We start from the raw sequence: 25979 nt of genomic DNA, 5'->3' as shown, positions 1-25979 counted from the left end.
CCGGTGCCGGTCCGGGAGCGTCCGGAGCATTCAGGTCGTACCGGTGCCGGAAGTCCCGGAGCGTCCAGCTCGTACCCGTGCCGGAACGTCCGGGGCGTCGGGGGCGGCGGCCCGTCGGCCGTTCCGCTGCTGGGCGCCGCTCGGGGAGGCCGGTGGGCGAAGATGGGGTGCCCCGTCCTCAGCCCGCAAGGAGTGTCCGTCGATGCCCACCTCCGGTCCCGGCTCGCGGCCACCGACGATCGCCGATGTCGCGCGGGTCGCCGAGGTGTCGCGTACGACGGTCTCCCACGCCCTCAACGGGATCGGAAAGGTCGATCCGCGGACCAGGGAACGCATCAAGCGGGTCGCCGCCGAGCTCGGATACCGGCCCAACCTCCGGGCCCAGCGGCTGCGCCGGGGGGAGGCGAAGGCCATCGCGCTCGCCTCCTCGATGCCGTTCGCGGTGGCCGGCGGGCCGTCGCGGCTCGGGTTCTACATGGAGATCGCCGCCGCCGCCGCGGAGAGCGCGCTGCTGCACGGCTACGCCCTGGTGCTCGTACCGCCCGTGCAGTCGGGTTCCGCCCTGTACTCCGTCGACATCGACGGCGCCATCGTCGTCGAGCCGGACGTGAACGACGCCGCTGCGGCGCAGTTGAGGGAGCGGGGCCTGCCGTACGTGTCGCTGGGGCGGCCGGTGTCGCCGGACGACACGTCGCCGTACGTCGATCTGCGCGGCGGGCCGGTCGCCGAGCTGCTGTTCGCGCATCTGCGCGAGCAGGGCGCCCGCCGGCCCGCGCTGATCGTCGGCTCCGCCTCGCGCCACTCCTCGGTCGACGCGCGAGCCGCGTACGAGCGGGTCGCCGAGCGGTACGGCTGGGAGCCCGTCGTGGCGAGCGCCCCGGAGGCGGGCGGCGAACAGGCCGGGTACGAGAGTTGTGCCGCCCTGCTGGCTGAGCACCCCCGGACCGACGCGGTCTGCGCCCTGGTGGACGCGTTCGCGGTGGGCGCGGTGCGGGCGATCCGGGACAGCGGGCGTTCCGTACCGGGCGACGTCATGGTCGTCACCCGGTACGACGGGCTGCGTGCGCGGACCTGCGAGCCGCCGCTGACCGCCGTGGACCTCCACCTGGACAGCGCGGCGGCAGCCGCCGTGGATCTGCTGCTCGGCCGGCTGCGCGGTGAGGGCGCCGCCGCCACGGTGGCGGCGGCGCCCGAACCGCGGATCGTTCCGCGTGCCTCGTCGCTCCGGGTCACAGCCCCAGCATGAGGACGAGGCCGGAGACCAGGGCGAAGACGAGTACGCACAGCCGCATGCGGCGCGCGTCCAGCCGGTGGTGCACCAGCCGGCTCAGCCACGCGCCGACGGCGATCACCGGCAGCATCGCCACCGCGAGACCCAGGTGTCCGGGCTCGCCCTCCCCCGTCGCGAACAGCAGCCCCAGCGAGGCCACTTCGCCGACCAGGAAGCAGGCGGCGACGGTCGAGCGCAGTTCCGCGGGCGGCCGGTGCTGGTAGACGAGTGCGAGCGGGGGGCCGCCGACTCCGGTCGCGGTCTCCGTCAGCCCGGTCACCACGCCCGCCCCGAGGTACGCCGCCCGGCCGGGGGTGAAGGCGGGGGCGACCAGGCTCACCACCGCGGCCAGCACGGTGGCGATCCCGACGAACAGGCCGATGCTGCGGTCCGGGATCAACCAGAGCAGCGCGAGCCCGGCGGGCGTGGCGGCCAGCCGGGCCCCGGTGATCCAGCCCGCGCCGCGCAGGTCGATCGAGGCGCGCTCACGCCAGGCGACGTACAGGTTGAGCGGGATCATGGCCGCCAGGACGAACACCGGGAGCAGACCGGGATCGAGCATCCCGGCCACGGGCGCGACGATCAGCGCGAAGCCGAGACCGCTGCTGCCCTGGACGAACGCGGCGACCGCCACCGTGACGGCGAGGACCGCGAGTGCTTCCGTGCTCACCGCGCGACGCTCCCCCGCCGGGCCGCCGTGGACGTGGGGTGAACCCGGGTGATGGGCGCCTTCTCGACGGCGGCACGGGCCAGTTCGGCCGCCTGCCGCACGAGGGCGGGGCCGTCCCAGCCGGTGGGCCGGCCGCGCCACAGCCGTAGCTCGCCGCCGACGAACACGGCGGTGATCTGGTCACGGTTGCCGCGGCGCACCAGCTCCCACGGCACGTCCCGGGAGAGCGCCAGCTCGGGGGTGGCGAGGTCGACGAGAAGGAAGTCGGCGGCCAGCCCCTCGGCGACCGTACCGGTGCGGGCGCCGAGGCCGACCGCGTCGGCGCCGCCCGCGGTGGCGTGTTCGAGCCAGGTCCAGCCGGCGCCGCACGAGGAGTCCCCGGTGGCCAGCCCGTAGGCGATCCGCTGGGCGAACTCGGCCGCGTCGGTGAGCCGGAACCCGTCGCCGCGGGTGCCGTCGGTGCCGAGCCCGAAGCGGATGCCGCGTTCGGCCATGGCGGTGGCCGGGGCGACGGCGTTGCCCTTCCAGGCGCTGGCCACCGGGTTGTAGCTGACGGCGGTCCCGGTGTCGGCGAGCAGGGTCAGTTCGCGCGGGGTGAGCAACGTGGCGTGGGCGGCCAGCAGTTGGGGGCCGAGCGCACCGATGCTGTGCAGGTGTTCGAGTGGGCGCAGTCCGTGCCGCACGAGGGAGCGTTCGACGCCGGCCAGGTGCTCGTTGACGTGGATCTGCACGATCGCGCCGGCTTCCGCGGCCAGGCGCGCGGTGCGGTGAAGGGTCCGGGCGGTGGCCGCTTCGGGAATGGAGACGGCGAGGGAGGCGTGGATCAGCGGATCGCCCGCGTACCGGGCGAGGTGCTTCTCGGCCCTTTCGAGGGCGGCGGCCGTGCTCGCCGACTCCCCGGCGGTGGAGTCTCCGGCGGTGGAGGGTCCGGCGGTGGAGGGTCCGGCCGTGGACGCCGGGTCGCCGGTGATGTCGTTGCAGACGAGACCGAGTACGCAGCGGATTCCGGCGTCACGGGCGGCGGACGCGACGACCTCGACATCCACATCGGCACGCGTACCGGCGTCGGTGACGGTGGTGAAGCCGCCGCGCAGGGCCTCCAACGCCGCCAGTTTGGCCGCGGCGTAGGCCGCTTCCTCATCCAGCGCCCCTTCCAGCGGGACCCAGACCCTGCGGAAGATCTCCGACGGCTCACCGAAGGCGAGCGCGGAACCGAAGCTCTGGGTCAGATGGTGGTGGGCGTCGACGAAGCCGGGCATCAGGAGATGGCCGGGCAGCCGTACGGCGTGGAGCCCCGGGTGCGTACGCGTCAGTTCCCCGGCGGGGCCGACGGCGCGGAAGGAGCCGTCGGCGACGACGACCGCGTGGTCGTCGGCGACCCCTTCCGGCAGCAGCACGGCATCGGGGACGAGGAGGAGCGGGCCGGAGGAGTCGAGGAGTTCGCGGGTGAGCTGGGTCATCGGTCGCTTTCCGTGCGTGAGGTGGTCAGCCGGGCGGCGATGCGCGGCCTGACGTGGTGGAACAGGATGTTGAGTACGGCGGCGACGAACGCGCCGACGGCGACGCCGCTTTCGAGGAGGATGCGGACGTTCGGCGGGAAGGCGGCGTACACGCCGGGGATGAGGATCGGCAGGAGGCCGAGCGCCAGGGCGACGGCGCAGATGAACGTGGAGGTGTGCCGGTCGAGGTCGGAGCGGCCGAGCATCTGCACGCCGAGCACGGTGATCACCGCGAAGACGACCATCGCCGTGCCGCCGACCACCGCGGACGGGACGACGCTGATCGCGCGGGTCACCGGCGCGAGGAACCCGATGACGATGAGGACCGCACCGGCGGCGGCGGTGACGTAACGGCTGCGGACGCCGGTGACCCGGACGATCCCGATGTTCTCCCCGCTGGTCACCATCAGCGGCAGCCCGAAGAACCCGCCGAAGAGGGAGGTCAGCGCGTCACCGCGGACGGTCTTGGGGACGTCGGCGCGGGTGTCGATCTCCTTGCCGACGGCCTCGGCGTTGATGACCGTCTGGCCGGTGGCCTCCGCCATGGAGGCCAGGCTGTAGAGCATCAGCGGCAGTGCGGCGATCAGGCTGAACTGGGGTGAGCCGAACGGCATCAGCTCCGGCACGCTCACCAGGCCGCCTTCGGTGGCGCCGCCGAGGTCGATGCGGCCGAGGAGCCCGGCCAGCACCGTGCCGGCGACCAGTCCCAGCATGACGGCGAGTTGCCGCAGGATGCCGGTGAACAGCAGGTAGAAGACGACGGTGAAGCCGATGGTCGCCATGCCGAGCCCGAGGTTCGTCGGGTCGGCGAATCCCGGCTCGCCGGGCCGGCCGGTGACGAGGACCGCACCGACCTTCACCAGGTTGACCCCGACGATGACGATCATGGTGCCGATGACCAGGGCCGGGAAGAACCTGAGCAGCCGGGAGAAGACCGGCAGGACGACGAAGTAGAAGGCCGCGGTGAGAATGACCGCGCCGGTGGCGGTACGCAGACCGTGCTGCTCGGCGATGGCGATGAACAGGATGAGCGGCGCACCGCCGGGCAGCATCACGAACGGCAGCCGGGGGCCGAACTTCCACGGCCCCAGCGACTGGATCAGCGACCCGACGCCGGAGAGCACGAACGCCGCGGAGAGCAGGTTGACGGTCAGGCCGGCGTCGAGCCGGAGGGTGGCGCTCATCAGGAAGATCGCCGAGATGGGGGTGGCCGCCATGACGAGGACGTGCTGAATCCCGAAGAGGATGATCCGCCCCGGGGGGCGGGACTCGTCGACGGGGTGCACGGCTGGGGCCACAGGGGGGCGGGGGGCGTCGGGCGGGGTGCCGGGCGCGGCCGGGTGCGCGGTGCCGGGCACGGCCGGTTGTGGCGTCGGTGGTTGTTCAGCTCCGGGTGCGGGCTGGCGATGACTGGACACGTCGGTGCTCCCATGCGGGCGTTTCGGGCGCGAGGAACGCTTGGACATCAGCCGCGATCCGGCCCCGAACGGAGGGCCAAATCGATTTGGCCAAATCGATTTGGCCGTCAGTATGGGGAGCCCCGAGACGGTCGTCAAGACGCGTGGCCGGAGGGCGGGCTCGGACGGCGGGCGGGGGCGAGGGACGGGGCCGGCGGAGTGTGGGGGTGCGGCACTCCGGGGGGGCAGGACCGCGCGGCGGGCTTGGGTAGGGCAGGCGCGCATCCACGGCAGGCGCATGCATGGCAGACGGCAGACGGCAGACAGCAGACAGCACAGCCTCGACGGTCAGGTCAGGACGCCGCTCGCGACGCCGCTCGCGCGGGCTTCGGCGCCCGGTGGCCTCTTGACCTCCCTGACGGCAGCAACTACTTTGCCGTGAACGCCGACCGGGCCTCCGGCCCCGGCGCACGGATCCCGTGCACGGGCCCCCGGCCCTCGGCCCCCGGTCCTCGAAAGGAGGCGACCAGCTGATGTTCACCTACTCCGACCTCGGTCGCCTCGCCGAGTGCACCGCCTGGGTTCCGGGGCGTATCGCGCACGGCTGCTGAGCGCACCCCCTTCTCCCGTGCCCCTCCGTGGCACGTTTCGGGCCTCCCGCCCCACCACCGCTTCCCCCTGTTCCGTCTGTTCCGTCACGCCCTTCGCGGCGCATCGCCGTCGTGCGCCGGTTCGCGCTCACTCCTCCCCGTGGCGCGTCCGAATGAAGAGATCCGAATCAAGAGAGCTGTCCGACATTGACGAAGATGATGAATCGACCGACCACGCACCGGAACGAGGGCCTGTCGTGACAGCGCCGCGCATCACGGTCAACGGGGCCGAAGCACCGATCTCTCCGGCCGCGCCCCACACCACGGTGCTGGACTTCCTGCGCGAGCGCGGCCTCACCGGCACCAAGGAAGGCTGCGCCGAGGGCGAGTGCGGCGCCTGCGCGGTGCTGGTCGCCCGGCCCGGGACCAACGAGCCCACCGACTGGGTGGCGGTCAACGCCTGCCTGCTCCCGGCCGCGGCGCTCGACGGACAGGAGGTGGTCACCTCCGAGGGGCTCGCCACCGCCGGCCCGGCCGGCGCGCCGGGGGCCCTGCACCCGGTGCAGGAGGAGATGGCGGTCCGCGGCGGCTCCCAATGCGGTTACTGCACACCGGGGTTCGTCTGCAGCATGGCCGCCGAGTACTACCGGCCCGACCGCTGCGCCCACACCGACACCGAGCCGGCCGAGGACGGCACCGGCACCGGCACCGGCACCGAGGACGGCCCCCGGCACGGCGCCGACCCCGAGCACGGACCGAACGGCTTCGATCTGCACGCGTTGAGCGGAAACCTGTGCCGCTGCACCGGGTACCGTCCGATCCGCGACGCCGCGTTCGCCGTCGGCGCGCCCACCGCCGACGACCCGCTCGCCCAGCGGCGGGCGCAGTCCCCGCCCGCTCCCGTCGCCACCGAGTACGTCCGTGACGGCAGGGCCTTCCTGCGGAGGAGCACCCTGGGCGAGACGCTGCGGTTGCTGCGCGAGCGGCCCGACGCGGTGGTGGTCGCCGGCTCCACCGACTGGGGCGTCGAGGTCAACATCCGCTCTCGCAGGGCGGATTGCGTGGTCGCCGTGGACCGGCTGCCCGAGCTGCGGGAGCTGCGCTTCGGGCCCGGAGCCGTCGAGATCGGGGCGGCGCTGACGCTCACCGAGATCGAACGCCGCCTCGACGGCAGGGTTCCGCTGCTGGCGGAGCTGTTCCCGCAGTTCGCGTCGCGGCTCATCCGCAACGGCGCGACGCTGGGCGGCAATCTGGGGACCGGGTCCCCCATCGGGGACAGCCCGCCGGTGCTGCTCGCGCTGGAGGCGTCGGTGGTGCTCGCCGACGCCGACGGGGAGCGACAGGTGCCGCTCGCGGAGTACTTCACCGGCTACCGGCAGAGCGTGCGCCGTCCCGGCGAGCTGATCCGCGCGGTACGCGTCCCGCTGCCGCTGTCCCCGGTCGTGGCCTTCCACAAGATCGCCAAGCGGCGCTTCGACGACATCTCCAGCGTGGCGGTCGCCTTCGCGCTCGACGTCGAGGACGGGATCGTCCGGAAGGCCCGCATCGGTCTGGGCGGCGTCGCCGCCACCCCGCTCCGCGCCCTGGCCACCGAGGAGGCCCTGGAGGGCAGGCCGTGGACGGCGGAGACCGCCGGGGCCGCGGCGCGGGTGCTGCGGGCGGAGGGCACGCCGATGAACGACCAGCGCGCGAGCGCCGCGTACCGCTCCGCGATGCTCGGCCAGAGCCTGCTGAAGCTGTACGCGCAGACCACCGAGGCGGTTACCTCATGAGCCAGCTTTCCCAGCGCCCCGAGAAGCCGGTCGTCGGCGTGTCCATGCCGCACGAGAGTGCCGCCGGGCACGTCACCGGCACCGCGCTCTACACCGACGACCTGGTCCATCGCACCAAGGACGTGCTGCACGCCTACCCGGTCCAGGTCATGAAGGCCCACGGCAGGATCAGCCGGCTGGACACCGGGCCCGCGCTCGCCGTGCCCGGTGTGGTCCACGTACTGACCGGCGCCGACGTGCCCGGGGTCAACGACGCCGGTATGAAGCACGACGAACCGCTGTTCCCGGACACGGTGATGTTCCACGGTCACGCGGTCGCCTGGGTGCTCGGCGAGACGCTGGAGGCGGCCCGGCTCGGGGCGGCGGCCGTCGAGGTCGATCTCGACGAACTGCCCTCCCTGATCGCCCTCGGGGACGCGATCGCGGCCGGAAGCTTCCACGGCGCCCGCCCCATGATGGTCACCGGGGACGTCGACGCCGGCTTCGCCGACTCCGCGCACGTGTTCTCGGGCGAGTTCCAGTTCTCCGACCAGGAGCACTTCTACCTGGAGACGCACGCGGCGCTGGCCCTGGTCGACGAGAGCGGGCAGTTGTTCATCCAGAGCAGCACCCAGCACCCCTCCGAGACCCAGGAGATCGTCGCGCACGTGCTCGGCCTGCACAGTCACGAGGTCACCGTGCAGTGCCTGCGGATGGGCGGCGGCTTCGGCGGCAAGGAGATGCAGCCGCACGGCTTCGCGGCCGTCGCCGCGCTCGGCGCACGGCTGACCGGCCGGCCGGTCCGGGTCCGGCTCAACCGCACCCAGGACCTGACGATGTCCGGCAAACGCCACGGGTTCCACGCCCAGTGGCGGATCGGCTTCGACGCCGAAGGCCGGATCCAGGCGCTGGACGCCACCCTGACCGCGGACGGCGGTTGGAGCCTCGACCTGTCCGAGCCGGTGGTCGCCCGCGCACTGTGCCACATCGACAACACCTACTGGATCCCCCACGCACGGGTCGCGGGCCGGATCGCGAAGACCAACAAGGTCTCCAACACCGCCTTCCGCGGCTTCGGCGGGCCGCAGGGCATGCTGGTGATCGAGGACATCATGGGCCGGTGCGCGCCGCTCCTCGGCCTGGACCCGATGGAGCTGCGGGAGCGCAACTTCTACCGGCCGGGGCAGGGACGGACGACACCGTACGGGCAGGTGGTCACGCACCCCGAACGGATCTCGACCGTCTGGCAGCAGGTGTGCGCCGACGGCCGCGTCGCCGACCGGCGGCGGGAGATCGCGGCGTTCAACGCGGCACATCCGAACACCAAGCGGGGACTCGCGGTCACCGGGATCAAGTTCGGCATCTCGTTCAACCTCACCGCCTTCAACCAGGGCGGCGCACTCGTCCTGGTCTACAAGGACGGCTCGGTCCTCATCAACCACGGTGGCACCGAGATGGGTCAGGGCCTGCACACCAAGATGCTCCAGGTGGCGGCGACGACGCTGGGCATCGGGCTGCACAAGGTGCGCCTCGCCCCCACGCGGACCGACAAGGTGCCCAACACCTCCGCCACCGCGGCCAGCGCGGGGGCCGACCTCAACGGCGCCGCGGTCAAGAACGCCTGTGAGCAGATCCGCGAGCGGCTGCTCCGGGTGGCCGGCGGCCGGCTGGGGGCGAACGCCTCGGACGTACGCATCGTCGAGGGCGTCGCCCGTGCCCTCGGCAGCGACGAGGAACTGGCCTGGGACGACCTGGTGCGCACCGCGTACCTCCAACGCGTGCAGTTGTCGGCGTCGGGCTTCTACCGGACGGAGGGGCTCCACTGGGACGCGAAGGCGTTCCAGGGCTCCCCCTTCAAGTACTTCTCCTACGGGGCCGCCGCGGCCGAGGTGGAGGTGGACGGCTTCACCGGCGCGTACCGCGTGCGGCGGGTGGACATCGTGCACGACGTCGGCGACAGCCTCTCCCCGATGATCGACGTCGGCCAGGTCGAGGGCGGTTTCGTGCAGGGCGCGGGCTGGCTGACGCTGGAGGACATGCGCTGGGACACCGGCGACGGGCCGGGCCGCGGCCGGCTGCTCACCCAGGCGGCGAGCACGTACAAGCTGCCCAGCTTCTCGGAGATGCCGCAGGAGTTCCACGTACGGCTGCTGGAGAACGCCACCGAGGAGGGCGCGGTCTACGGATCCAAGGCCGTGGGCGAGCCTCCGCTGATGCTGGCCTTCTCGGTGCGGGAGGCGCTGCGGCAGGCCGCCGCGGCGTTCGGGCCCGCCGGGGTGAGCGTGGAACTCGCCTCGCCCGCCACACCGGAGGCGGTGTACTGGGCGGTCGAGGCGAGCCGTACGGCCGCCGCCACCTCCCCCGACGGCCACCCCGGCGAGCCGTCCACCGCCGGGGCCGGAACGCGGGCCGAGGCGGAAGCGCTGAGCGGTGCCTGACATGACCTGGTTCGCCGCGGTCGCCCGGCTGCGAGCACGCCGGGAGCCCGGCGTGCTGGTGACCGTCGCGACCGTGCGCGGCCACGCCCCCCGGAACGCCGGCGCGAAACTCGTCGTGGGGCGGAACGGGGCCTGGGGCTCGATCGGTGGCGGCAACGTCGAAGCGGTCGCGATCGACCGGGCCCGGGAGCTGATCGCCGGGTCCGCGGCCGAACCGGAGCTGTTGGACTTCGCCCTGAACGACAAGGTGACCAACCGGCACGGCGTCCAGTGCTGCGGCGGCACGGTCTCGGTGCTGCTCGAACCGCTCCCGGTGGTACGGGCGGTGGCGATCTTCGGCGTCGGGCACGTCGGGATGGAGCTGGCGCGCGTCCTGGCACGGCAGGACCTCGACCTCCATCTGATCGACAGCCGCTCGGACATCCTCGCCGAGGAGCGGCTCGCCGTCCTCGCGGACGCGGTGGCGGCGGTGCGGGTCCACCACACGCCACTGCTGCCCGAGGAGGTGCTCGAAAAGCTGCCGGGGGGCACCCACGTCCTGATCATGACCCATGACCACGCCGAGGACGCCGCTCTCTGCGACGCCGCCCTGCGGACACCCCACCTCGGCTCGATCGGGCTGATCGGGTCGGCGGCCAAGTGGGTCCGGTTCCGCAAACGCCTTCTCACGGAGGGGGGTCACGACGAGGCGGCGATCGACCGGATCAAGACCCCCATCGGGCTGTCCGGCATCGGCGGCAAGGACCCCGCGACCATCGCCGTGAGCGTCGCGGCGGATCTGCTGCGCACCTTCGAGACCGAGGCAGGGTCGGGCGAACACCGCCGCTCCGAGTCGACGGACGCCGACATCGACGCGAACGCCCACGCGGCACCCCAGGCCGGGGCCCGTGCCGCGCGTACGGACACCCCGCACGCGGCACCGCACTTGAGGACGGTCGTCTGAACCCACGGACGAGGACGGCACCCGCGGCGCCGTCCTCGTCCACCTCCCCTGCGGGCGGACGGCGACGCGTGGGTGCGGCTACCGCGATCTCCGGACGGGCCCGCGGTCCTCCGGATCACCGTCCGACCGTTCGAAGGCATTGCGCGCCAGGCGCAGGTCGAGGGGGCTGCCGGGTTCCAGCCGTACGTTTTCCGCGACGATGACGATGCGTTTGGCCAGTTCGTACACCGCACGCTCGTACTCCTGGGCGTAGGCCTCGAACTTCATCAGACCGTAGAGCCCGTCGCTGACGTAGCGTTCTCCGAAGTGTCGATGATCGAACTGCAAACGCGACGCCGCGTCCGGCAGTTGACCGGGAGGGACTGGCACCCAGAGCGCGGGCACGATCGCGTCCACAGGCTGATGGGACCGTGCACGGTGGTGGTCGACCCGCCGCTCGAAGGCGTGCCATTCCCTTCCGCACACCTCGCTGGCGAAGTAGCGCGGTGAGAACAGGGGAACGAAGACCCGGCAATCGGCGAGCCTTTCACTCAGCTGCTCCGACCAGATGGCGCCGGGCTCCATCAGCCGGTCCATGAATCCGGCGGGAGCGCCGGCGGGCAGATCCGTCATGGCCAGCACATGGCCGCTCACGTCGCGGAAGAAGCGCTCGACCGAGAAGTCCGGGTCCCGTGAGCGGCCATCTCCTGGTGTGTGCGCGTAGCTCAGGAAGAAATAGGGGGACTGGCCGTGGCGGGTTCTGCCTCTTCGTCGGGCCGGGACGGCGGAGGTGGAACGCTCCGCGTCCCTGGCCGCCCGCTCTCCAGGGCCGGGCTCCGGTTCCACAGGGCCGTTCGCCGCGCTCGTCGCCGACGGGTTGTCGGCCGGCACCTCGCCGACGGCCTCGCTGTCGATCGACGCACGCCCGCGAAGGGCTGCGGCCTCTTCGATGCGGCCTGCCTGCTCGTAGGAGTCGGCGAGGTTGGCGCGGGCGGCGAGTGTATCGGGATGCCGCTCCCCGAGAACCTCCTCGCTGTCGGCCAGCACCCGCTCGTACAGGGCCATGGCCGCCTCCGTACGGCCGGCCGCGTGGAACGAGAAGGCGAGGCCGGCACGCGCGGAGATCGTATCGGGGTGGCGCCCCCCGAGAACCTCCTCGCTGTCGGCCAGCACCCGCTCGCGCAGGGCAATGGCCTCCTCCACCCGACCCACCGCGTGGAACGAGAAGGCAAGGCTGGCACGCGCTGTGAGCGTGTCGGGATGCCGCTCCCCGAGAACCTCCTCCCGATCGGCCAGCACCCGCGTCTCCAGGACGATGGCCTCCTCCACCCGGCCTACCGCATACAAAGAGCCTGCGAGACTGGCACGCGCTGTGAGCGTGTCGGGATGCCGCTCCCCGAGAACCTCCTCGCAGTCGGCCAGCACCTGCACACGCAGGGCCTCGGCCTCCTCCAGCCGACCCACCGCATACAAAGAGGCAGCGAGGTTGACCCGCGCGGAAAGCGTATCCGGATGCCGCCCCCCGAGAACCTCCTCACGATCGGCCAGCACCGCCTCGCGCAGGGCCATGGCCTCCTCCACCCGGCCGATGGCGTGGAACGAGAAGGCAAGATTGGAACGCACGGAAAGGGTGTCGGGGTTACGCGCTCCGAGAATCTCCTCGCGATCGGCCAGCACCCGCGTCTCCAGGGCGATGGCCTCCTCCACCCGACCCACGACATACAAAGAGGCAGCGAGGTTGACCCGCGCGGAAAGCGTATCCGGATGCCGCCCCCCGAGAACCTCCTCGCAGTCGGCCAGCACCCGCTCACGCAGGGCCATGGCCTCCCCTACCCGACCCGCCCGGCTGTAGGACGTCGCAAGACTGGCGCGCGCCGAGAACGTGTCGGGATGCCGCTCCCCCAGAACTTCCTCGCTGTCGGCCAGCACCCGCGTCTCCAGGGCGATGGCGTCCTCCACCCGACCCGCCGCGTAGAAGGAGGCAGCGAGGTTGGCGCGCGCGGAAAGCGTATCCGGGTGCCGCTCCCCCAGAACCTCCTCACGATCGGCCAGCACCGCCTCGCGCAGGGCCATGGCCTCCCCTACCCGACCCGCCCGGCCGTAGGACGTCGCAAGACTGGCGCGCGCGGAAAGCGTATCCGGATGCCGCTCCCCCAGAACCTCCTCGCAGTCGGCCAGCACCCGCTCGTACAGGGCCATGGCCTCCTCCACCCGACCCACCGCATACAAAGAGGCAGCGACACTGGCACGCGCGGAAAGCGTATCCGGATGCCGCTCCCCCAGAACCTCCTCGCAGTCGGCCAGCACCCGCTCACGCAGGTCCATGGCCTCCCCGACCCGACCCGCCACGTAGAAGGAGGCAGCGAGGTTGGCACGCGCGGAGAGCGTATCGGGATGCCGCTCCCCGAGAACCTCCTCGCTGTCGGCGAGCACCCGTGTCTCCAGGGCGATGGCCTCCTCCACCCGGCCCGCCGTGTAGAAGGAGGAAGCGAGATTGGCACGCGCGGTGAGCGTGTCGGGATGCCGCTCCCCCAGAACCTCCTCGCGATCGGCCAGCACCCGCGTCTCCAGGGCGATGGCCTCCTCCACCCGGCCCACCCCGTACAAAGAGACAGCGACACTGGCACGCGCGGAAAGCGTATCCGGATGCCGCTCCCCGAGAATCTCCTCATGGTGGGCCAGCACCGACTCGCGCAGGGCCATGGCCTCCCTGACCCGACCCGCCCGGTCGTACGACGTCGCGAGACCGGAGCGCACCGCCAGCGTGTCGGGGTGGCGTTCTCCCAGGAGCCGGGCGCAGTCAGCGGCGAGTGACTCCAGAAGGTGGATCTTGACCAGCCAGTCCTGCGGGGGCACCTCCAGCGCGCGCTCCAGACGCTCCAGCAGATCGTCGACGACATCGGGAGCCGGTTCGGTCGGGGCAGGACTGGAGGACGGAGGCGCTGCGGAGGACGGCGAAGGAGCGGAGGACGGCGGCTCCGCGGATGCCGTCGACGGTGCGGATGCCGACGGTTCGGATGCCGTCGACGGTTCGGATGCCGTCGGCGGTTCGGATGCCGTCGGCGGTTCGGATGCCGTCGGAATAACGACGCCCAGTTGCCGAAGCACCGAGTCCGCCGCCTCCGCGAAGGGAACCAGAGCCGTGGGCAGAGGGGCGCCCGTGGCGGTGTGCAGGACGGCGGTGAGGCCGTCCGGTGTCCAGGGGCGGCTCGCGATGTGCCGGGTGAGGGCCTGGTGGGTTCGCCATGCGGTCTGGCGGGTCAGGCTCTGGCGGAGGTGGGCCAGGGCTTTGGGCCGGAAGGTGTAGAAGTCATCTGCTTCCGGGTTGCGCCGGACGGTGCAGAGATCGGCCGTGAGGAGCTCGGCGAGATCGTCCAGGCGAGCCTCGGGGACCGCCTGTTCCCGCAGCGCGTGGAGGATCGGGAGCGTGAAGGTGTCGAGGGCCGCGGCATGGACGGCCAGTCGAGTGGCCGGCGTCCGGGCGGTCCGCAGAAAGGCCTCAGCCCTCGCGCCCGGGTCGGGAGCGGGCGCGACCGCGCGTGCGGCGGGGGTCCGACGAGGTGCTCGTCGTGGCGGCCGGCCCGTGTCGGGGATCAGGACCGCCGTGCAGCCTTCCGGATCGCTGCGCATCAACGCCCGGGCCCACCGCCGGAGTTCTTCCGGGTCGGTACCGAGAACGGGGACGGCGTGCCAGGAGCGGATGCCACTGTCCCGGCGCCAGCGACGTGGTGGCCCCGGTGCGTACTCCCAGCTGCCGCTGGGAGCCACTGGCTCCGGAGCTGTCGTGACCGTGAGCGGCAGGTCCAGGCCGGTCCGGTGCCAAAGCCGGGGCGGGAGCGGGTTGAAGAGGGCGAGACTTGTCGTCCGGCTCCAACCGTGAAGGTGTTTCCACAGGGTTGCGCCGCGCCACCCCGGTGCGGCGCAGTCGCTGACGACCAGCACGAGCCGCCGGCCCGGCTGCCCCTCACGACGCCCGGCCTCGCCGACGGGGACCAGCGCGCCGCGCTGGTCGCGCAGAACCGGGTCGGTGCCGCTCCAGGTGAGATGCCAGGTGTTCAGCGTACGGAGCGCGCCGAGGGAGCGCAGGATCTTGTTCAGTCCGTCCACCGCCGGGTCCCAGACGCCCATGCTGCTGCTCCGGTCCAGAACGACGGTGACGTCCAGCCATCGTTCCGGCATCGGCACGAGGTGGGGCACGAGCAGACCTGTGCGTGCGTAGTCCTCGACGGTCGCGTCGATGTGCAGATCGGTCCGGTGCCCGTGCTGCCAGCGACGCCGTAGCGGTCGCAGCGCCCGGCCGATGGCAAGGGCCTGAGGCAGTGCCGCGGCTTGCCCCAGGGTCAGTCGCACGCCCGGCTGTGTGGTGCCTCCTCCGGCCGGGCCATAGGCGGAAACCTGATGTCCGCCCGTTGCCGTCTGCTCGCGCGGGGGGACGGCTTTCTCCTGGGCATCCTGGTGCTGGGGCCCCGGGAGCCCGCTTTCGGGGCCGGCGTCGTCCTCCGGTAACACGGATGCGGCGGCATCCCGTTTGTAGCCCGCCGCGGCAAGCAGTACGGCGTCCGCCAGTTCCTCGGCCGTCATGCCGAGCCGGCCGGCGAGCGCGCCGAGCCGCTTGAGCTGCTCCGGCAGTTCAGTCACGGCCCAAGCCCTGGAGCAGGAGCTCGGTCAGCTCCTTCCTCTGCTGTTCGTGGATGGGCTGCTTGATGAGGTGGACCGCGTTGAGGAGCTGGTCGACGGCCAGGTGCTCCCCGTTGGCCAGCCGTCCGGCGAATCCGGAGATCAGCTCCCGGACGTCCGTCGTCAGCTCTGCTTCCTCCTCGCCGGCGGGATGCAGATGGGCGTTGACGATCCCGGTGAGACTCTCCTCCGTCAGTACGGGCATCGAGTACCGGATGCACCGCCGGCGGAAGGGCGGCGGGAAGTCGCGTTCGCCGTTGCTGGTCATGACGATCAGGGGGAAGAGGGTGCAGGAGACGACGCCGTCCACCACGTCCACGGTCGCGGTGTCCTCGTGCAGCCGCACCGACACGCGTTTCCGGTGGTGGCGGGAGAGTTCGGGAATCTCGAACCGTCCGCGCTCCAGGATGTCCAGGAGGTCGCTCGGCAGGTCGAGGTCGCTCTTGTCGATCTCGTCGATCAGCAGGGCGCGTGGCCGGTCGACCGCCGCGAAGGCGGTTCCCAGGGGACCGAGCCTGAGGAAGGGCGCGATGTCGTCACCGCGTTGTCGCCGGCTCTGCCTGATCGACTTGGCGTCCGGGTTTCCCGCCGCTCTGCGCAGGTTCTGCGCGTGGATACGGCCGAGAGCGTCGTAACGGTACAGCGCGTCGGACAGGGTGCTGCGCGACGTGATGTGCCAGTGGAGCTCGCGTCCGAGACCCACTTCATGGGCGACGTGTTTGATCAGCGTGGACTTTCCGGAGCCGGCCGGTCCGGTGAGCAGAAGGGGGCGGTGCAGCAGGAGCGCCGCGTTGATGGCGTCGACCAGTCCGGAGTCGGGCCGGTACGGCACTGTCGCGGGCACGTCCTGCCCCGGCGTGCGCCAGGGCGGCGGCGGTGGAAGCTCCGGCTCGCGCGCGATGCCGTCGCCCCGGTAGTACGGACTCCAGGTCATGCGGTCTCCTCTTCGGGGCTGCTCAGGCGTGTTTCGAACAATCGGCAGAACGCGAGCCATTGGCGGTCGTGCCACACCCTGCGCACCTCAGACAAGCCGGCCGGCACGCCTTCGACGCGCTTGATCACACGGCCGGCATGCCACTCCTGCTCGTTCTGGATCTTGTTCCACAGCCCGTCCACAATGGCCCGGAACTCTCCGGGGGTGTCGTCGGTTCCCTGGGGCCAGATCAGGATAGGGGCGTAGGCGGCAAGGGCACTCAGCTTTTCGTCGCACCCGGCGGGACGCTGCTCCAGCGCCAGAGGGCGAGGGGGTTCGGAGGCCAGCCGGTCCACCAGATCGTCCAGGTCCGCCATGTCGGCCGGCCCCAGCCAGGAGAGCTCCGCGCCGCCCGCGTCGAGCGCGTCGAGCACCTGCTCCGCGAGGTCGTTCACCTCAAGGGCCCCCGAATCGGCGGAGTTGTTCCGCACGATCGAACTGTTCCACCGCAGCGTGACCCGGTGCGCGATCCCCAGCCTCTGCAGTCCGGTCGGGGCCTGTTCCGGGTGCCACCGTGCCAGTGCCCGCCCGCAGGCGGCGACGTCCACGTGCTGCGGGCGTTCGCCCGCGGGAAGACAGCCGCGGGCCCAGGCGATCGCCTCCTTGATGGCGGCGGTCATTCCGGCTTCGTCGCGGCTGGGGGCGTCGAATTCGCTGGATCCCAGGGTCTTGCCGCCCTGGAGCACCCATGCGTGCAACTGCCTCGGCCATTCGGCCGGGCGGTCACCGCCCTTGTCCTGTTTCTCCGGGATGGAGGGGATGCCCAGCACGAGACGGGTGCGGGCGGACTGGTCAGCCTGCTGGAATTCCTTGTGGGAGTCCTTGAACGACACGACGTCCCTGTGGGTGGCGATCCATTGGTCCAGTTCCGGCGGAGCCGCGACGCCGGACTCGACCAGGAGTGCGGCGACCAGCCTCCCGAGCGAGGAGTGCGCGGAGCGCACATAGGGACTGCCTTCGAGGATCGCGTACTCGACCAGATCGCGCAGTTGGGGATCGCTGACCAGAGACGCGGGAAAGCCCGCCCTCCTGGCCGCCTTGCGGAGCACCTCCGTGTGCATCGCCTCGGGCAGCTGCTCCCGGAGGAAGCGGACGGTCTTCTTGCACTCCTGCAATTCGGCCTTGATCTCCTCGACCCGGATCCTCTGGGCCGGTGTCTGATCGGTACCGCCGGAGTCGAGGAGGGCCGTCAGGGAGAGGTGGCTCCAGCGGGCCGGCTTGTTGGACCACTCCTGGGTGGCCTCGTTCAGCAGGCTGACGGCCACCGGTCCGAGTTCGGCACCGGTGGCGTGCGAGGCGCGCGCGTTGTGGGCCAGCCAGAGCGGGCCTTCGGCGAAGTCGGACTGGTCGAAGACGGAGCGGCCGATGGACTGGCCGCTGCCTTGGCGCAACACCTCCGCGCGGACGGTGCTCATCAAGTCGTCGTCCACCAGAAGGTGCGGGCCCCGGTCGTCCAGCCCGCGCCGCAGTACCGCGGCCAGGGCGAGGGAGAGGTTCATCCCGTACGCGTCCTGGCCGCTCGCCGCGGCCATGACGACGGCGAGCCGGAGCTGCCCGGCCCTGACCCCGTTGGCCAGAACGTCGGGAGAGGGAGGGGCGGCGCCGGCGTGGCAGGTGTCGACGAGCGCGATGACTCCATCGGTCTCGTTGGCCACCTCCCCGAGGAGCCCGGGGACGTCCACGGCCGATGCCGCGGAGGCCTGTGTGGAACCGCGGACCATGAAGCGCAGTTGCGGGGCGGTGAACCCGTGGCCGAGCAGGGCCACGATCAGCACTCCGCCGTCCCGCCGGGCGCGGCCGGCCGCCGCGAGGACGGCACGTACTACGTCCTCGGGCGTCTGCGGGTCCAGCAGGAGCGAGTCCGCGTCATCCTGCTGGGCCCCGCCCAGGTCCGGATCGGTCAGAACGGAGCGGAGGCCTTTGGCGGCCGACTCCAGGTTCGCGAGGTGAGGCATCTCGGCGCACTGGGAGGCGACCACGATCGCGTGACGGGCCACTGCGGCGCCCGTCAGAGCTTCTTCAGGATCTCGGCGACAGGCCCCGCGACCGCTTTGTGCGCGAGGTACTTCGTCGCCGTGTGGGTCCAGAGCCCGTTCGTGTCCGCGCGTTCGGTCACCGGCACCACACCCGCGGCGTTGGGCTCCATCCAGCGTTCCACGCGGGGCCGTGCCACCACGATGTCGTCGCGGTCCCAGAAGTTGAGCCAGCTCTCCACCCCGGGCGGCGTCCGCGGCGGTCGAGGTACCAGCCGCTGAAGCACCAGAGCACCCATGGCGAGAGGCGATCCCAGAGTGATCCACAGCGGGACGCGGCCCCCGTACGAGTGCAGCGCCTCGTACGCGACGACCGTCCCGAGCGAGTGCGAGACCACGATCAGCGGCCGGGAGGGGTCGAGACCGGAGAGGACGCGCTCACGGATGCGGGCGTCGAGACCGAGCCCCGTGCCGTCGGGCTCCTTGCGAGCCAGGTACCGGCCCACCTGCGAGAGGACCGGCAGCAACTGGACTCCGCTGGCCCACTGCGCCGCCTGCCGCAGGCCGGGGAGCTGGAGAAGGGTCGTCAGCGCGTTGCCCGCCCGCCGCGCCACCGCGAACACTCCTTGGGCCTGGGCCGTGTCCGGATCGATCGCGGCCCGGATCTGAGCGCGCGCGCTCGTGATGACCCGCGTGGACCGGAGGTCGCCGGCCAACTCCGCCTGATGTTGGAGCTCTTGGGCCATCTCGTCCAGGAGGCTCAGCAGCAGGGGCCAGTCCTCCTCGGCCAGGTCGCCGCCGGCCCCTTGGGCGCCCGCCGTGTAGAAGAGGTCGCTGTAGTTGGCGAAACGGGTCTCCGCGGCCCAGGACTTGGTCAGCCCCGAGACCAGGTCGGCGTGGCCCGCCGCCCGGGCACCGTTCGCCAGGGACGTGGACCATTCCCGCAACTCCACGTCCGTGGTCCGCGCCGAGCCGATGCCGTGAATGAAGAGCAACTGAGGTGTTCCGGCCAAGGTCCCGCCCCCGATGATCAGCCGCACTACCGAAGAACCAAATTCTACGCAATCGGCGCGCCCCGGAGACCGGGTCCGGCAATTCCCCCGACACTCGCCGCGCGCCGCCGAAGGGTGTCGGTCCTCGACGACGACTCACCGTGCGCGCCGGGTGTGGCCGTGCGGCTGCCGGGGAACTCCTCGGTACGCCGGATCGTCCCCTTCGTCGAGGGACGGCATCGGGGGGTGCGGTCGAGGATCTCCGGTCACGTGATGCCGGCCGGTGGGTCCCGCGTCCTGGCCCCGGACCGATGAGCCGAGTCGTTCGTTGCCGCCCGTGACGGCCGTTCGGGGTCTCCGGCACCGCCGCTCGCGCACCTCTCGCGCGGGAGGCCCGAAACGCCGAAGCGCCCCGACCCGGTCATCACCGGTCGGGGCGCTTCGATGCTGGTAGGAACGTTCCTGCCAGTCACCGCAACGGTGGGGCGGGTGGGACTCGAACCCACGGCCGACGGATTATGAGTCCGCTGCTCTAACCGGCTGAGCTACCGCCCCGTTTCGGCGTGGCGCGTACAAGTGTGCGCACCGTCTGCCGCAGCATAGCCGGTCATACGATCTCTCGCTTCGGATGGCCGACTTCACCTGATCTTGAGGACGGCGCTGCGTGCTGCCCGGTTGCGGGGGAGATCAAGAAGACCCGAAAGAGTCACTCCGGGGCCCCCTCGGAGCCCCCGGGGAGGTGTCGGCCGGGCACGCGAAAAAGGACCCCGAAGGGTCCTCTTCCGTACCGCTCCCCCGACTGGACTCGAACCAGTAACCCTCCGGTTAACAGCCGAATGCTCTGCCAATTGAGCTACAGGGGATCGCGCTCCCCCGACTGGACTCGAACCAGTAACCTGCCGGTTAACAGCCGGCTGCTCTGCCAATTGAGCTACAGGGGATTGCTGCGTCGCTGCGAAATCTTACCTGCCTGGCGGCTGCCGGGCGGCGCGCGTTCGCTGCGACACATACATTAGCGCAAGCAGGGGGGTGCTCCGCCAATCGGTATCGCCCGGGGTGATCTCGGGTGCTCGCGGGTAGGCGGGCTGCACACGTCGCACCAAGCGTAGGAAGGGTGGCAGCCATGCGGTACCGGCTCACGTTCATCGCCGGAGTGGCCCTCGGTTACGTGCTCGGCACGCGAGCCGGGCGCGAGCGTTACGAGCAGTTGAAGAAGTCGGCCCGGCAGTTCACGGAGAACCCCGCCGTGCGCAACGCCGCCGAGAGCGCCGCCCACAGCGGGCGGGACATCGCGGGCAAGGCGTACCACTCGGTCAGCGACAAGGTCGGGGACAAGGTGCCCGCGTCCGTCGCCGAGCGGGTCCGGTCGCTGCGGGACCGCAGCAGCCAGAACGGCTTCGAGGACGACTGGGGGACCACCAATACCTGAGGCCGTGTCCGCGGCCCACGGCCGTGTCCGCGTGGTCCCGTCCGGTACGCGACGGGGCCACGCGGACGCGGTCACGGGCCGGGGCGCCTCGCCCACGGCGGCGGTTACCGGTAAGTCGCGGGGTGCGGCAGAATCTCCCCATGGGCATAGTCGCGGGGTTGGACAGTTCTTCCGCCTACACACACATCGTGGTCTGTGACACGGACTCGGGCGCCGTGCTCCGGGAGGGGTACGCCGCCCATCCGGTCGAGGCCAAGGCCACCGAGGTCGATCCGCAGGCCTGGCTGCTCTCGCTCGGCGAGGCGGCCTCCGGCGGGCTGCTCGAAGGCGTGCAGGCCATCGGGGTCTCGGCGCAGCAGCACGGGCTGGTGCCGCTGGACCAGCAGGGCAACCTCGTGCGTCCGGCCCTGCTCGGCAACGACCGGCGGGCCCAGGTCGCCGCGGCCGATCTCGTCGACGCGCTCGGCGGGCGGGGGGCCTGGGCGGAAGCCGTCGGGGCCGTGCCCGGGGCAGCGCAGCCGGTGGCGAAGCTGCGCTGGCTGGCGCGGACCGAGCCGGAGAACGCCCAGCGGGTGGCCGCGGTGCTCCAGCCGCACGACTGGCTCGTGTGGCAGTTGCTGGGCCGGCCCGCCCGGCGGACCACGGACCGGGGCGCGGCCTCGGGCACCGGGTACTGGTCGGCCGGGTCCGCCTCCTACCGGCCCGATCTGGTGGAGATCGCCCTCGGGCACTCCGCCGCGCTGCCCGAGGTCCTCGGGCCCGCCGACTCCGCCGGGATGACGCCCGAGGGGCTCCTGATCTCCGCGGGCACCGGCGAGACCATGGCCGCGGCCTTCGGGCTCGGGGTCGCGGTGGGCGACGCGGTGGTGTCGCTGGGGGCCTCCGGGTCCGTGATGGCCGTGCACCACGAGGCGCTCGCCGATCAGAACGGCATGATCACCTCGTTCGCCGACGCCACCGGGATGCATCTGCCGGTCGTCCACCTCTCCAACGCCGTGCGCGCGCTGCGCGGGACCGCCGAGATGCTGGGCGTGGAGGGGCTGGAGGAGCTGTCCGCGCTGGCGCTGAAGTCGACGCCGGGGGCCTCCGGACTGGTGCTGCTGCCGTATCTGGAGGGTGAGCGCACCCCCCAGCTGCCGCACACCGCGGGGACCCTGAGCGGGCTGCGGCGCGAGTCGATGAAGCCGGAGCATCTGGCGCGGGCTGCGTTCGAGGGGATGCTGTGCTCGCTGGCCGACGCCCTCGACGTACTGCGGGGGCGGGGGGTGGAGGTGCGGCGCGTCTTCCTGCTCGGCGCCGCCGCCGAGCTGCCCGCCGTGCAGGCCCTGGCTCCGGCGGTGTTCGGCACCCAGGTCGTGGTGCCGCAGCCCGCCCAGTACGCGGCGATCGGCGCGGCCCGGCAGGCGGCGTGGGCGCTGGGGGTCTCGCAGGGCTCCCTCGATCCGCGTACTCCCCCGGCCTGGCAGGGGGCCGCGGCCCAGGTGCTGGAGCCCGGGGACGAGCTGGCGGTCGGCGGTGCGGTGCGTCAGCAGTACGCGGCGACCCGGGACCAGATCCACCCCGGGGCCTTCGGCGGCGCGCACCCGGAGTGAGTCCGTGATTCCGGAGTGCGGGGGGCTCCCGCGCGCGCTCCAGGTTTGACCTGGGCTTGGCGAAAAGGGTTCGCCCGCGGAGTACGGCGTACGCGAAACTGGGGCGCTGCTGCCTTCCGCCGATTCCGAGAGATCCGCGTGCTCATAAAACTCCTGCGGGCCCATCTGGGCCCGTACAAGAAACCCATCGTGCTGCTGGTGCTCCTCCAGCTCCTCCAGACCTGCGCCACGCTGTATCTGCCCAGCCTCAACGCCGACATCATCGACAACGGTGTCGTCGCGGGCGACACCGGTTACATCCTGGAGTTCGGCGGTTTCATGATCGCCGTCAGTGTCGTCCAGGTTCTCTGCAACGTGGGCGCCGTGTACTACGGGGCCCGGACCGCCTCCGCCCTCGGCCGCGACGTGCGGGCCGCCGTCTTCGACCGGGTGCAGTCCTTCTCGGCCCGTGAGCTGGGGCGCTTCGGGGCGCCCTCGCTGATCACCCGGACCACCAACGACGTCCAGCAGATCCAGATGCTGGTGCTGCTGGCGTTCACCCTGATGGTGTCGGCCCCGATCATGTGCGTCGGCGGCATCATCATGGCGCTCGGCCTGGATGTGCCGCTCTCCGCCGTGCTGCTGGCGGTCGTGCCGGTGCTCGGTGTCTCGGTCGGCCTCATCGTGCGGAAGATGGGTCCGCTGTTCCGCACCATGCAGGAGCGGCTGGACGGCGTGAACCGGGTGCTGCGCGAGCAGATCACCGGCAACCGGGTCATCCGCGCCTTCGTCCGGGACCGGTACGAGGAGAAGCGCTTCCGGGGGGCGAACACCGAGCTGACCGATGTGTCGGTGGCGACCGGCCGGCTGATGGCGCTGATGTTCCCGACCGTGATGACGGTGGTCAACCTGTCGTCGATCGCGGTGGTGTGGTTCGGCGCGCACCGGATCGACAGCGGCGGGATGCAGATCGGTGCGCTGACCGCGTTCCTCGCCTACCTGATGCAGATCGTGATGGCCGTGATGATGGCCACGTTCATGTTCATGATGGTGCCGCGCGCCGAGGTGTGCGCGGAGCGCGTCGAGGAGGTCCTCGGGACCGAGTCGAGTGTCGTGCCGCCCGTCGCTCCGGTGACCGAGCTGCGGCGGCACGGGCATCTGGAGGTGCGGGGCGCGGAGTTCCGCTACCCGGGTGCGGAGGAGCCGGTGCTGCGGGCGGTGGATCTGGTGGCGCGGCCCGGGGAGACGACCGCGGTGATCGGGTCGACGGGCAGCGGGAAGTCCACGCTGCTCGGGCTCGTACCCCGGCTGTTCGATGCGACGGACGGCGCGGTGCTGGTCGACGGCGAGGACGTGCGGACGCTGGATCCGGCGCTGCTGGCGAGGACGGTGTCGCTGGTGCCGCAGAAGCCGTACCTCTTCTCGGGGACCGTGGCGACGAACCTGCGGTACGGGAATCCGGACGCCACCGACGAGGAGTTGTGGCACGCGCTGGAGGTGGCGCAGGCGAAGGAGTTCGTCGAGGCGCTGGAGCACGGGCTCGACGCGCCGATCGCCCAGGGCGGCACCAACGTGTCCGGCGGGCAGCGACAGCGGCTGGCCATCGCCCGGACGCTGGTGCAGCGCCCGGAGATCTATCTGTTCGACGACTCGTTCTCCGCGCTGGACTACGCGACGGACGCCGCGCTGCGGGCCGCGCTGGGGCGGGAGACCGCCGGGGCGACCGTGGTGATCGTGGCGCAGCGGGTGGCGACCATCCGCGACGCGGACCGGATCCTGGTGCTGGACGAGGGCCGGGTCGTGGGGACCGGCACCCATCACGAGCTGATGGACGGCAATGAAACGTACCGGGAGATCGTGCTCTCCCAGCTGACGGAAGCGGAGGCCGCGTAATGGCCGGTCCGGGCGGACGGATGATGGCCGGGGGCGCGCCCACCGACCGGTCGATGGATTTCAAGGGGTCGAGCAAGCGGCTGCTGAGGCGGTTCGGCCGGGAGAAGGCCTCGCTGTGGCTGATGCTGGGCGCGGTGGCGGTGAGCGTCGCGCTCTCGGTGGCCGGGCCGAAGATCCTCGGCATGGCGACCGACCTGATCTTCGGCGGTGTCGTCGGCCGCGGGATGCCCGAGGGGACGACGAAGGCGCAGGCGATCGAGGGGCTGCGGGAGGACGGCCGGGGGTCGATGGCCGACATGCTGTCGGGGGTGGACTTCACCCCGGGCGAGGGCATCGACTTCGGCGCGGTGGGGAACGTCCTGCTGGTGGCCCTGCTGGTCTACGTCGGGGCCGGGCTGCTGATGCTGGTGGCGACGCGGCTGTCCATCCGGATCATCAACCGGATCGTGTTCCAGCTGCGTGAGGACCTCCAGACGAAGCTGGCGCGGCTGCCGCTGTCGTACTTCGACCGGGCCAAGCGCGGTGACGTGCTGAGCCGGGCGACGAACGACATCGACAACATCTCGCAGACCCTCCAGCAGACGTTGGGGCAGCTCATCAACTCGCTGCTGACGATCGTCGGCGTGCTGGTCGTGATGTTCTGGATCTCGCCGCTGCTGGCCCTGGTCGCGCTGGTGACGGTGCCGCTGTCGGTGGTCGTGGCGACGCAGGTCGGCAAGCGGTCGCAGCCGCAGTTCGTGCAGCAGTGGCGGGTGACGGGGACGCTCAACGCCCACATCGAGGAGATGTACACCGGGCACACCCTGGTGAAGGTCTTCGGCCGGCAGGAGGAGTCCGCGCGGGACTTCGCCGAGCAGAACGAGGCGCTGTACGAGGCGGGGTTCAAGGCCCAGTTCGCCAGCGGGCTCATGCAGCCGCTGATGTTCTTCATCTCGAACATCAACTATGTGCTGGTCGCGGTGGTCGGCGGGCTCCGGGTCGCCTCGGGCACGCTGTCGATCGGCGATGTGCAGGCGTTCATCCAGTACTCGCGGCAGTTCTCGATGCCGTTGACGCAGGTCGCGTCGATGGCCAATCTGGTGCAGTCGGGCATCGCTTCGGCGGAGCGGGTCTTCGAGCTGCTGGACGCCGGGGAGCAGGACGCGGATCCGGAGCACGGGGAGCGGCCGGAGCGGTTGGAGGGCCGGGTCTCGCTGGAGAAGGTGGCCTTCCGCTACGAGCCGGAGAAGCCGCTGATCGAGGATCTGTCGCTGAGTGTGGAGCCGGGGCAGACCGTCGCGATCGTCGGTCCGACCGGGGCCGGCAAGACGACGCTGGTCAACCTGCTGATGCGGTTCTACGAGGTGACCGGTGGGCGGATCGCGCTCGACGGCGTCGACGTGGCGAAGATGTCGCGGGACGATCTGCGGTCCTCCATCGGCATGGTGCTCCAGGACACCTGGCTGTTCGGCGGCACGATCGCGGAGAACATCGCGTACGGCGCTTCGCGCGAGGTCACCCGGGAGGAGATCGAGGAGGCGGCCCGGGCGGCGCACGCGGACCGGTTCGTCCGGACGCTGCCCGACGGGTACGACTCGGTGATCGACGACGAGGGGTCCGGGGTCAGCGCGGGCGAGAAGCAGCTGATCACCATCGCTCGGGCGTTCCTGTCCGATCCGGTGATCCTGGTCCTCGACGAGGCGACCAGCTCGGTGGACACCCGGACCGAGGTGCTGATCCAGAAGGCGATGGCGCGCCTCGCCCACGGGCGTACGTCGTTCGTGATCGCGCACCGGCTCTCCACGATCCGGGACGCGGACGTGATCCTGGTGATGGAGAACGGGTCGATCGTCGAACAGGGGACGCACGAGGAGCTGTTGACGGCCGGGGGCGCCTACGCCCGGCTGTACGCGGCCCAGTTCGCGGAGGCGCTGGCCGAGGTGGACTAGGTTCTG

General features: G+C 71.5%; 15 protein-coding genes and 3 tRNA genes. 8 read left to right on the top strand and 10 right to left on the bottom strand.

Translation table 11 applies throughout. The features are described from left to right. The first annotated feature begins 202 nt into the window (after positions 1-202). Positions 203-1246, top strand: a complete 1044-nt coding sequence (locus DTB53_RS28775) for a LacI family DNA-binding transcriptional regulator (protein WP_012381070.1) — start codon at positions 203-205, stop codon at positions 1244-1246. Here the strand turns inward: DTB53_RS28775 and DTB53_RS28770 are convergent. From DTB53_RS28770 to DTB53_RS28760, 3 genes are read right to left on the bottom strand one after another with little or no spacing between them, the layout of a single operon-like run. Continuing rightward, positions 1230-1940, bottom strand: coding sequence for a sulfite exporter TauE/SafE family protein (locus DTB53_RS28770; RefSeq protein WP_003969348.1), 711 nt, complete (start codon positions 1938-1940; stop codon positions 1230-1232). The genes DTB53_RS28775 and DTB53_RS28770 overlap by 17 nt on opposite strands. Further along, a complete protein-coding gene (locus tag DTB53_RS28765) occupies positions 1937-3400 on the bottom strand; it encodes an amidohydrolase family protein (RefSeq protein WP_012381069.1) in 1464 nt (487 codons plus the stop codon). Before DTB53_RS28765 ends, DTB53_RS28770 begins: the two co-directional genes overlap by 4 nt. Continuing rightward, positions 3397-4857 (bottom strand): uracil-xanthine permease family protein, encoded by a 1461-nt coding sequence (locus DTB53_RS28760; RefSeq protein WP_277816364.1) that lies wholly within the window; start codon positions 4855-4857, stop codon positions 3397-3399. Before DTB53_RS28760 ends, DTB53_RS28765 begins: the two co-directional genes overlap by 4 nt. Before the next feature lie 826 nt (positions 4858-5683). Between DTB53_RS28760 and DTB53_RS28745 the strand changes: the two genes are divergently transcribed. From DTB53_RS28745 to xdhC, 3 genes are read left to right on the top strand one after another with little or no spacing between them, the layout of a single operon-like run. Continuing rightward, positions 5684-7198: a xanthine dehydrogenase small subunit gene (locus DTB53_RS28745; RefSeq protein ID WP_012381067.1), complete on the top strand. Its 1515-nt coding sequence runs from the start codon at positions 5684-5686 to the stop codon at positions 7196-7198. After that, complete coding sequence (gene xdhB / locus DTB53_RS28740) at positions 7195-9615, top strand: xanthine dehydrogenase molybdopterin binding subunit (RefSeq protein WP_012381066.1); 2421 nt, start codon at positions 7195-7197, stop codon at positions 9613-9615. Before DTB53_RS28745 ends, xdhB begins: the two co-directional genes overlap by 4 nt. A gap of 1 nt (position 9616) precedes the next feature. Further along, positions 9617-10558, top strand: a complete 942-nt coding sequence (gene xdhC / locus DTB53_RS28735) for a xanthine dehydrogenase accessory protein XdhC (RefSeq protein ID WP_012381065.1) — start codon at positions 9617-9619, stop codon at positions 10556-10558. A gap of 78 nt (positions 10559-10636) precedes the next feature. Here xdhC and DTB53_RS28730 read toward each other — a convergent pair whose 3' ends face one another. From DTB53_RS28730 to DTB53_RS28700, 7 genes are all read right to left on the bottom strand, one after another. Beyond that, a complete protein-coding gene (locus DTB53_RS28730) occupies positions 10637-15175 on the bottom strand; it encodes a TIR-like protein FxsC (RefSeq protein WP_012381064.1) in 4539 nt (1512 codons plus the stop codon). Beyond that, complete coding sequence (locus DTB53_RS28725; protein WP_012381063.1) at positions 15168-16148, bottom strand: AAA family ATPase; 981 nt, start codon at positions 16146-16148, stop codon at positions 15168-15170. Before DTB53_RS28725 ends, DTB53_RS28730 begins: the two co-directional genes overlap by 8 nt. Then, positions 16145-18184, bottom strand: coding sequence for a vWA-MoxR associated conflict system protein (locus tag DTB53_RS28720; protein WP_012381062.1), 2040 nt, complete (start codon positions 18182-18184; stop codon positions 16145-16147). Before DTB53_RS28720 ends, DTB53_RS28725 begins: the two co-directional genes overlap by 4 nt. An 11-nt stretch (positions 18185-18195) precedes the next feature. Further along, positions 18196-19155 carry a hypothetical protein gene (locus DTB53_RS28715; RefSeq protein ID WP_237528414.1) on the bottom strand — a complete coding sequence of 320 codons (960 nt, stop codon included), beginning with the start codon at positions 19153-19155 and terminating at the stop codon, positions 18196-18198. Positions 19156-19633: 478 nt separating this feature from the next. Then, a tRNA-Ile gene (locus tag DTB53_RS28710) sits at positions 19634-19707 on the bottom strand. Between the two features lie 235 nt (positions 19708-19942). After that, a tRNA-Asn gene (locus DTB53_RS28705) sits at positions 19943-20015 on the bottom strand. Positions 20016-20020: 5 nt separating this feature from the next. Next, positions 20021-20093 (bottom strand) — tRNA-Asn (locus DTB53_RS28700). Positions 20094-20275: 182 nt separating this feature from the next. Between DTB53_RS28700 and DTB53_RS28695 the strand changes: the two genes are divergently transcribed. The 4 genes from DTB53_RS28695 (at position 20276) to DTB53_RS28680 (ending at position 25973) form a co-directional block, all read left to right on the top strand. After that, positions 20276-20581: a hypothetical protein gene (locus tag DTB53_RS28695; RefSeq protein WP_003969335.1), complete on the top strand. Its 306-nt coding sequence runs from the start codon at positions 20276-20278 to the stop codon at positions 20579-20581. Positions 20582-20721: 140 nt separating this feature from the next. Beyond that, the gene (locus tag DTB53_RS28690) at positions 20722-22173 is read left to right on the top strand and encodes an FGGY family carbohydrate kinase (RefSeq protein WP_003969334.1); all 1452 of its coding nucleotides are present in this window, start codon (positions 20722-20724) and stop codon (positions 22171-22173) included. A gap of 138 nt (positions 22174-22311) precedes the next feature. Next, the gene (locus tag DTB53_RS28685; RefSeq protein ID WP_003969333.1) at positions 22312-24045 is read left to right on the top strand and encodes an ABC transporter ATP-binding protein; all 1734 of its coding nucleotides are present in this window, start codon (positions 22312-22314) and stop codon (positions 24043-24045) included. After that, positions 24045-25973, top strand: a complete 1929-nt coding sequence (locus DTB53_RS28680) for an ABC transporter ATP-binding protein (protein ID WP_012381061.1) — start codon at positions 24045-24047, stop codon at positions 25971-25973. The genes DTB53_RS28685 and DTB53_RS28680 overlap by 1 nt, the downstream gene beginning before the upstream one ends. The last annotated feature ends 6 nt before the right edge of the window (positions 25974-25979 follow it).

This window comes from Streptomyces griseus, from assembly GCF_900460065.1.
GTDB classification, from domain to species: Bacteria; Actinomycetota; Actinomycetes; order Streptomycetales; family Streptomycetaceae; genus Streptomyces; species Streptomyces griseus.
This window is presented reverse-complemented; position numbering and strand designations above follow the sequence as displayed.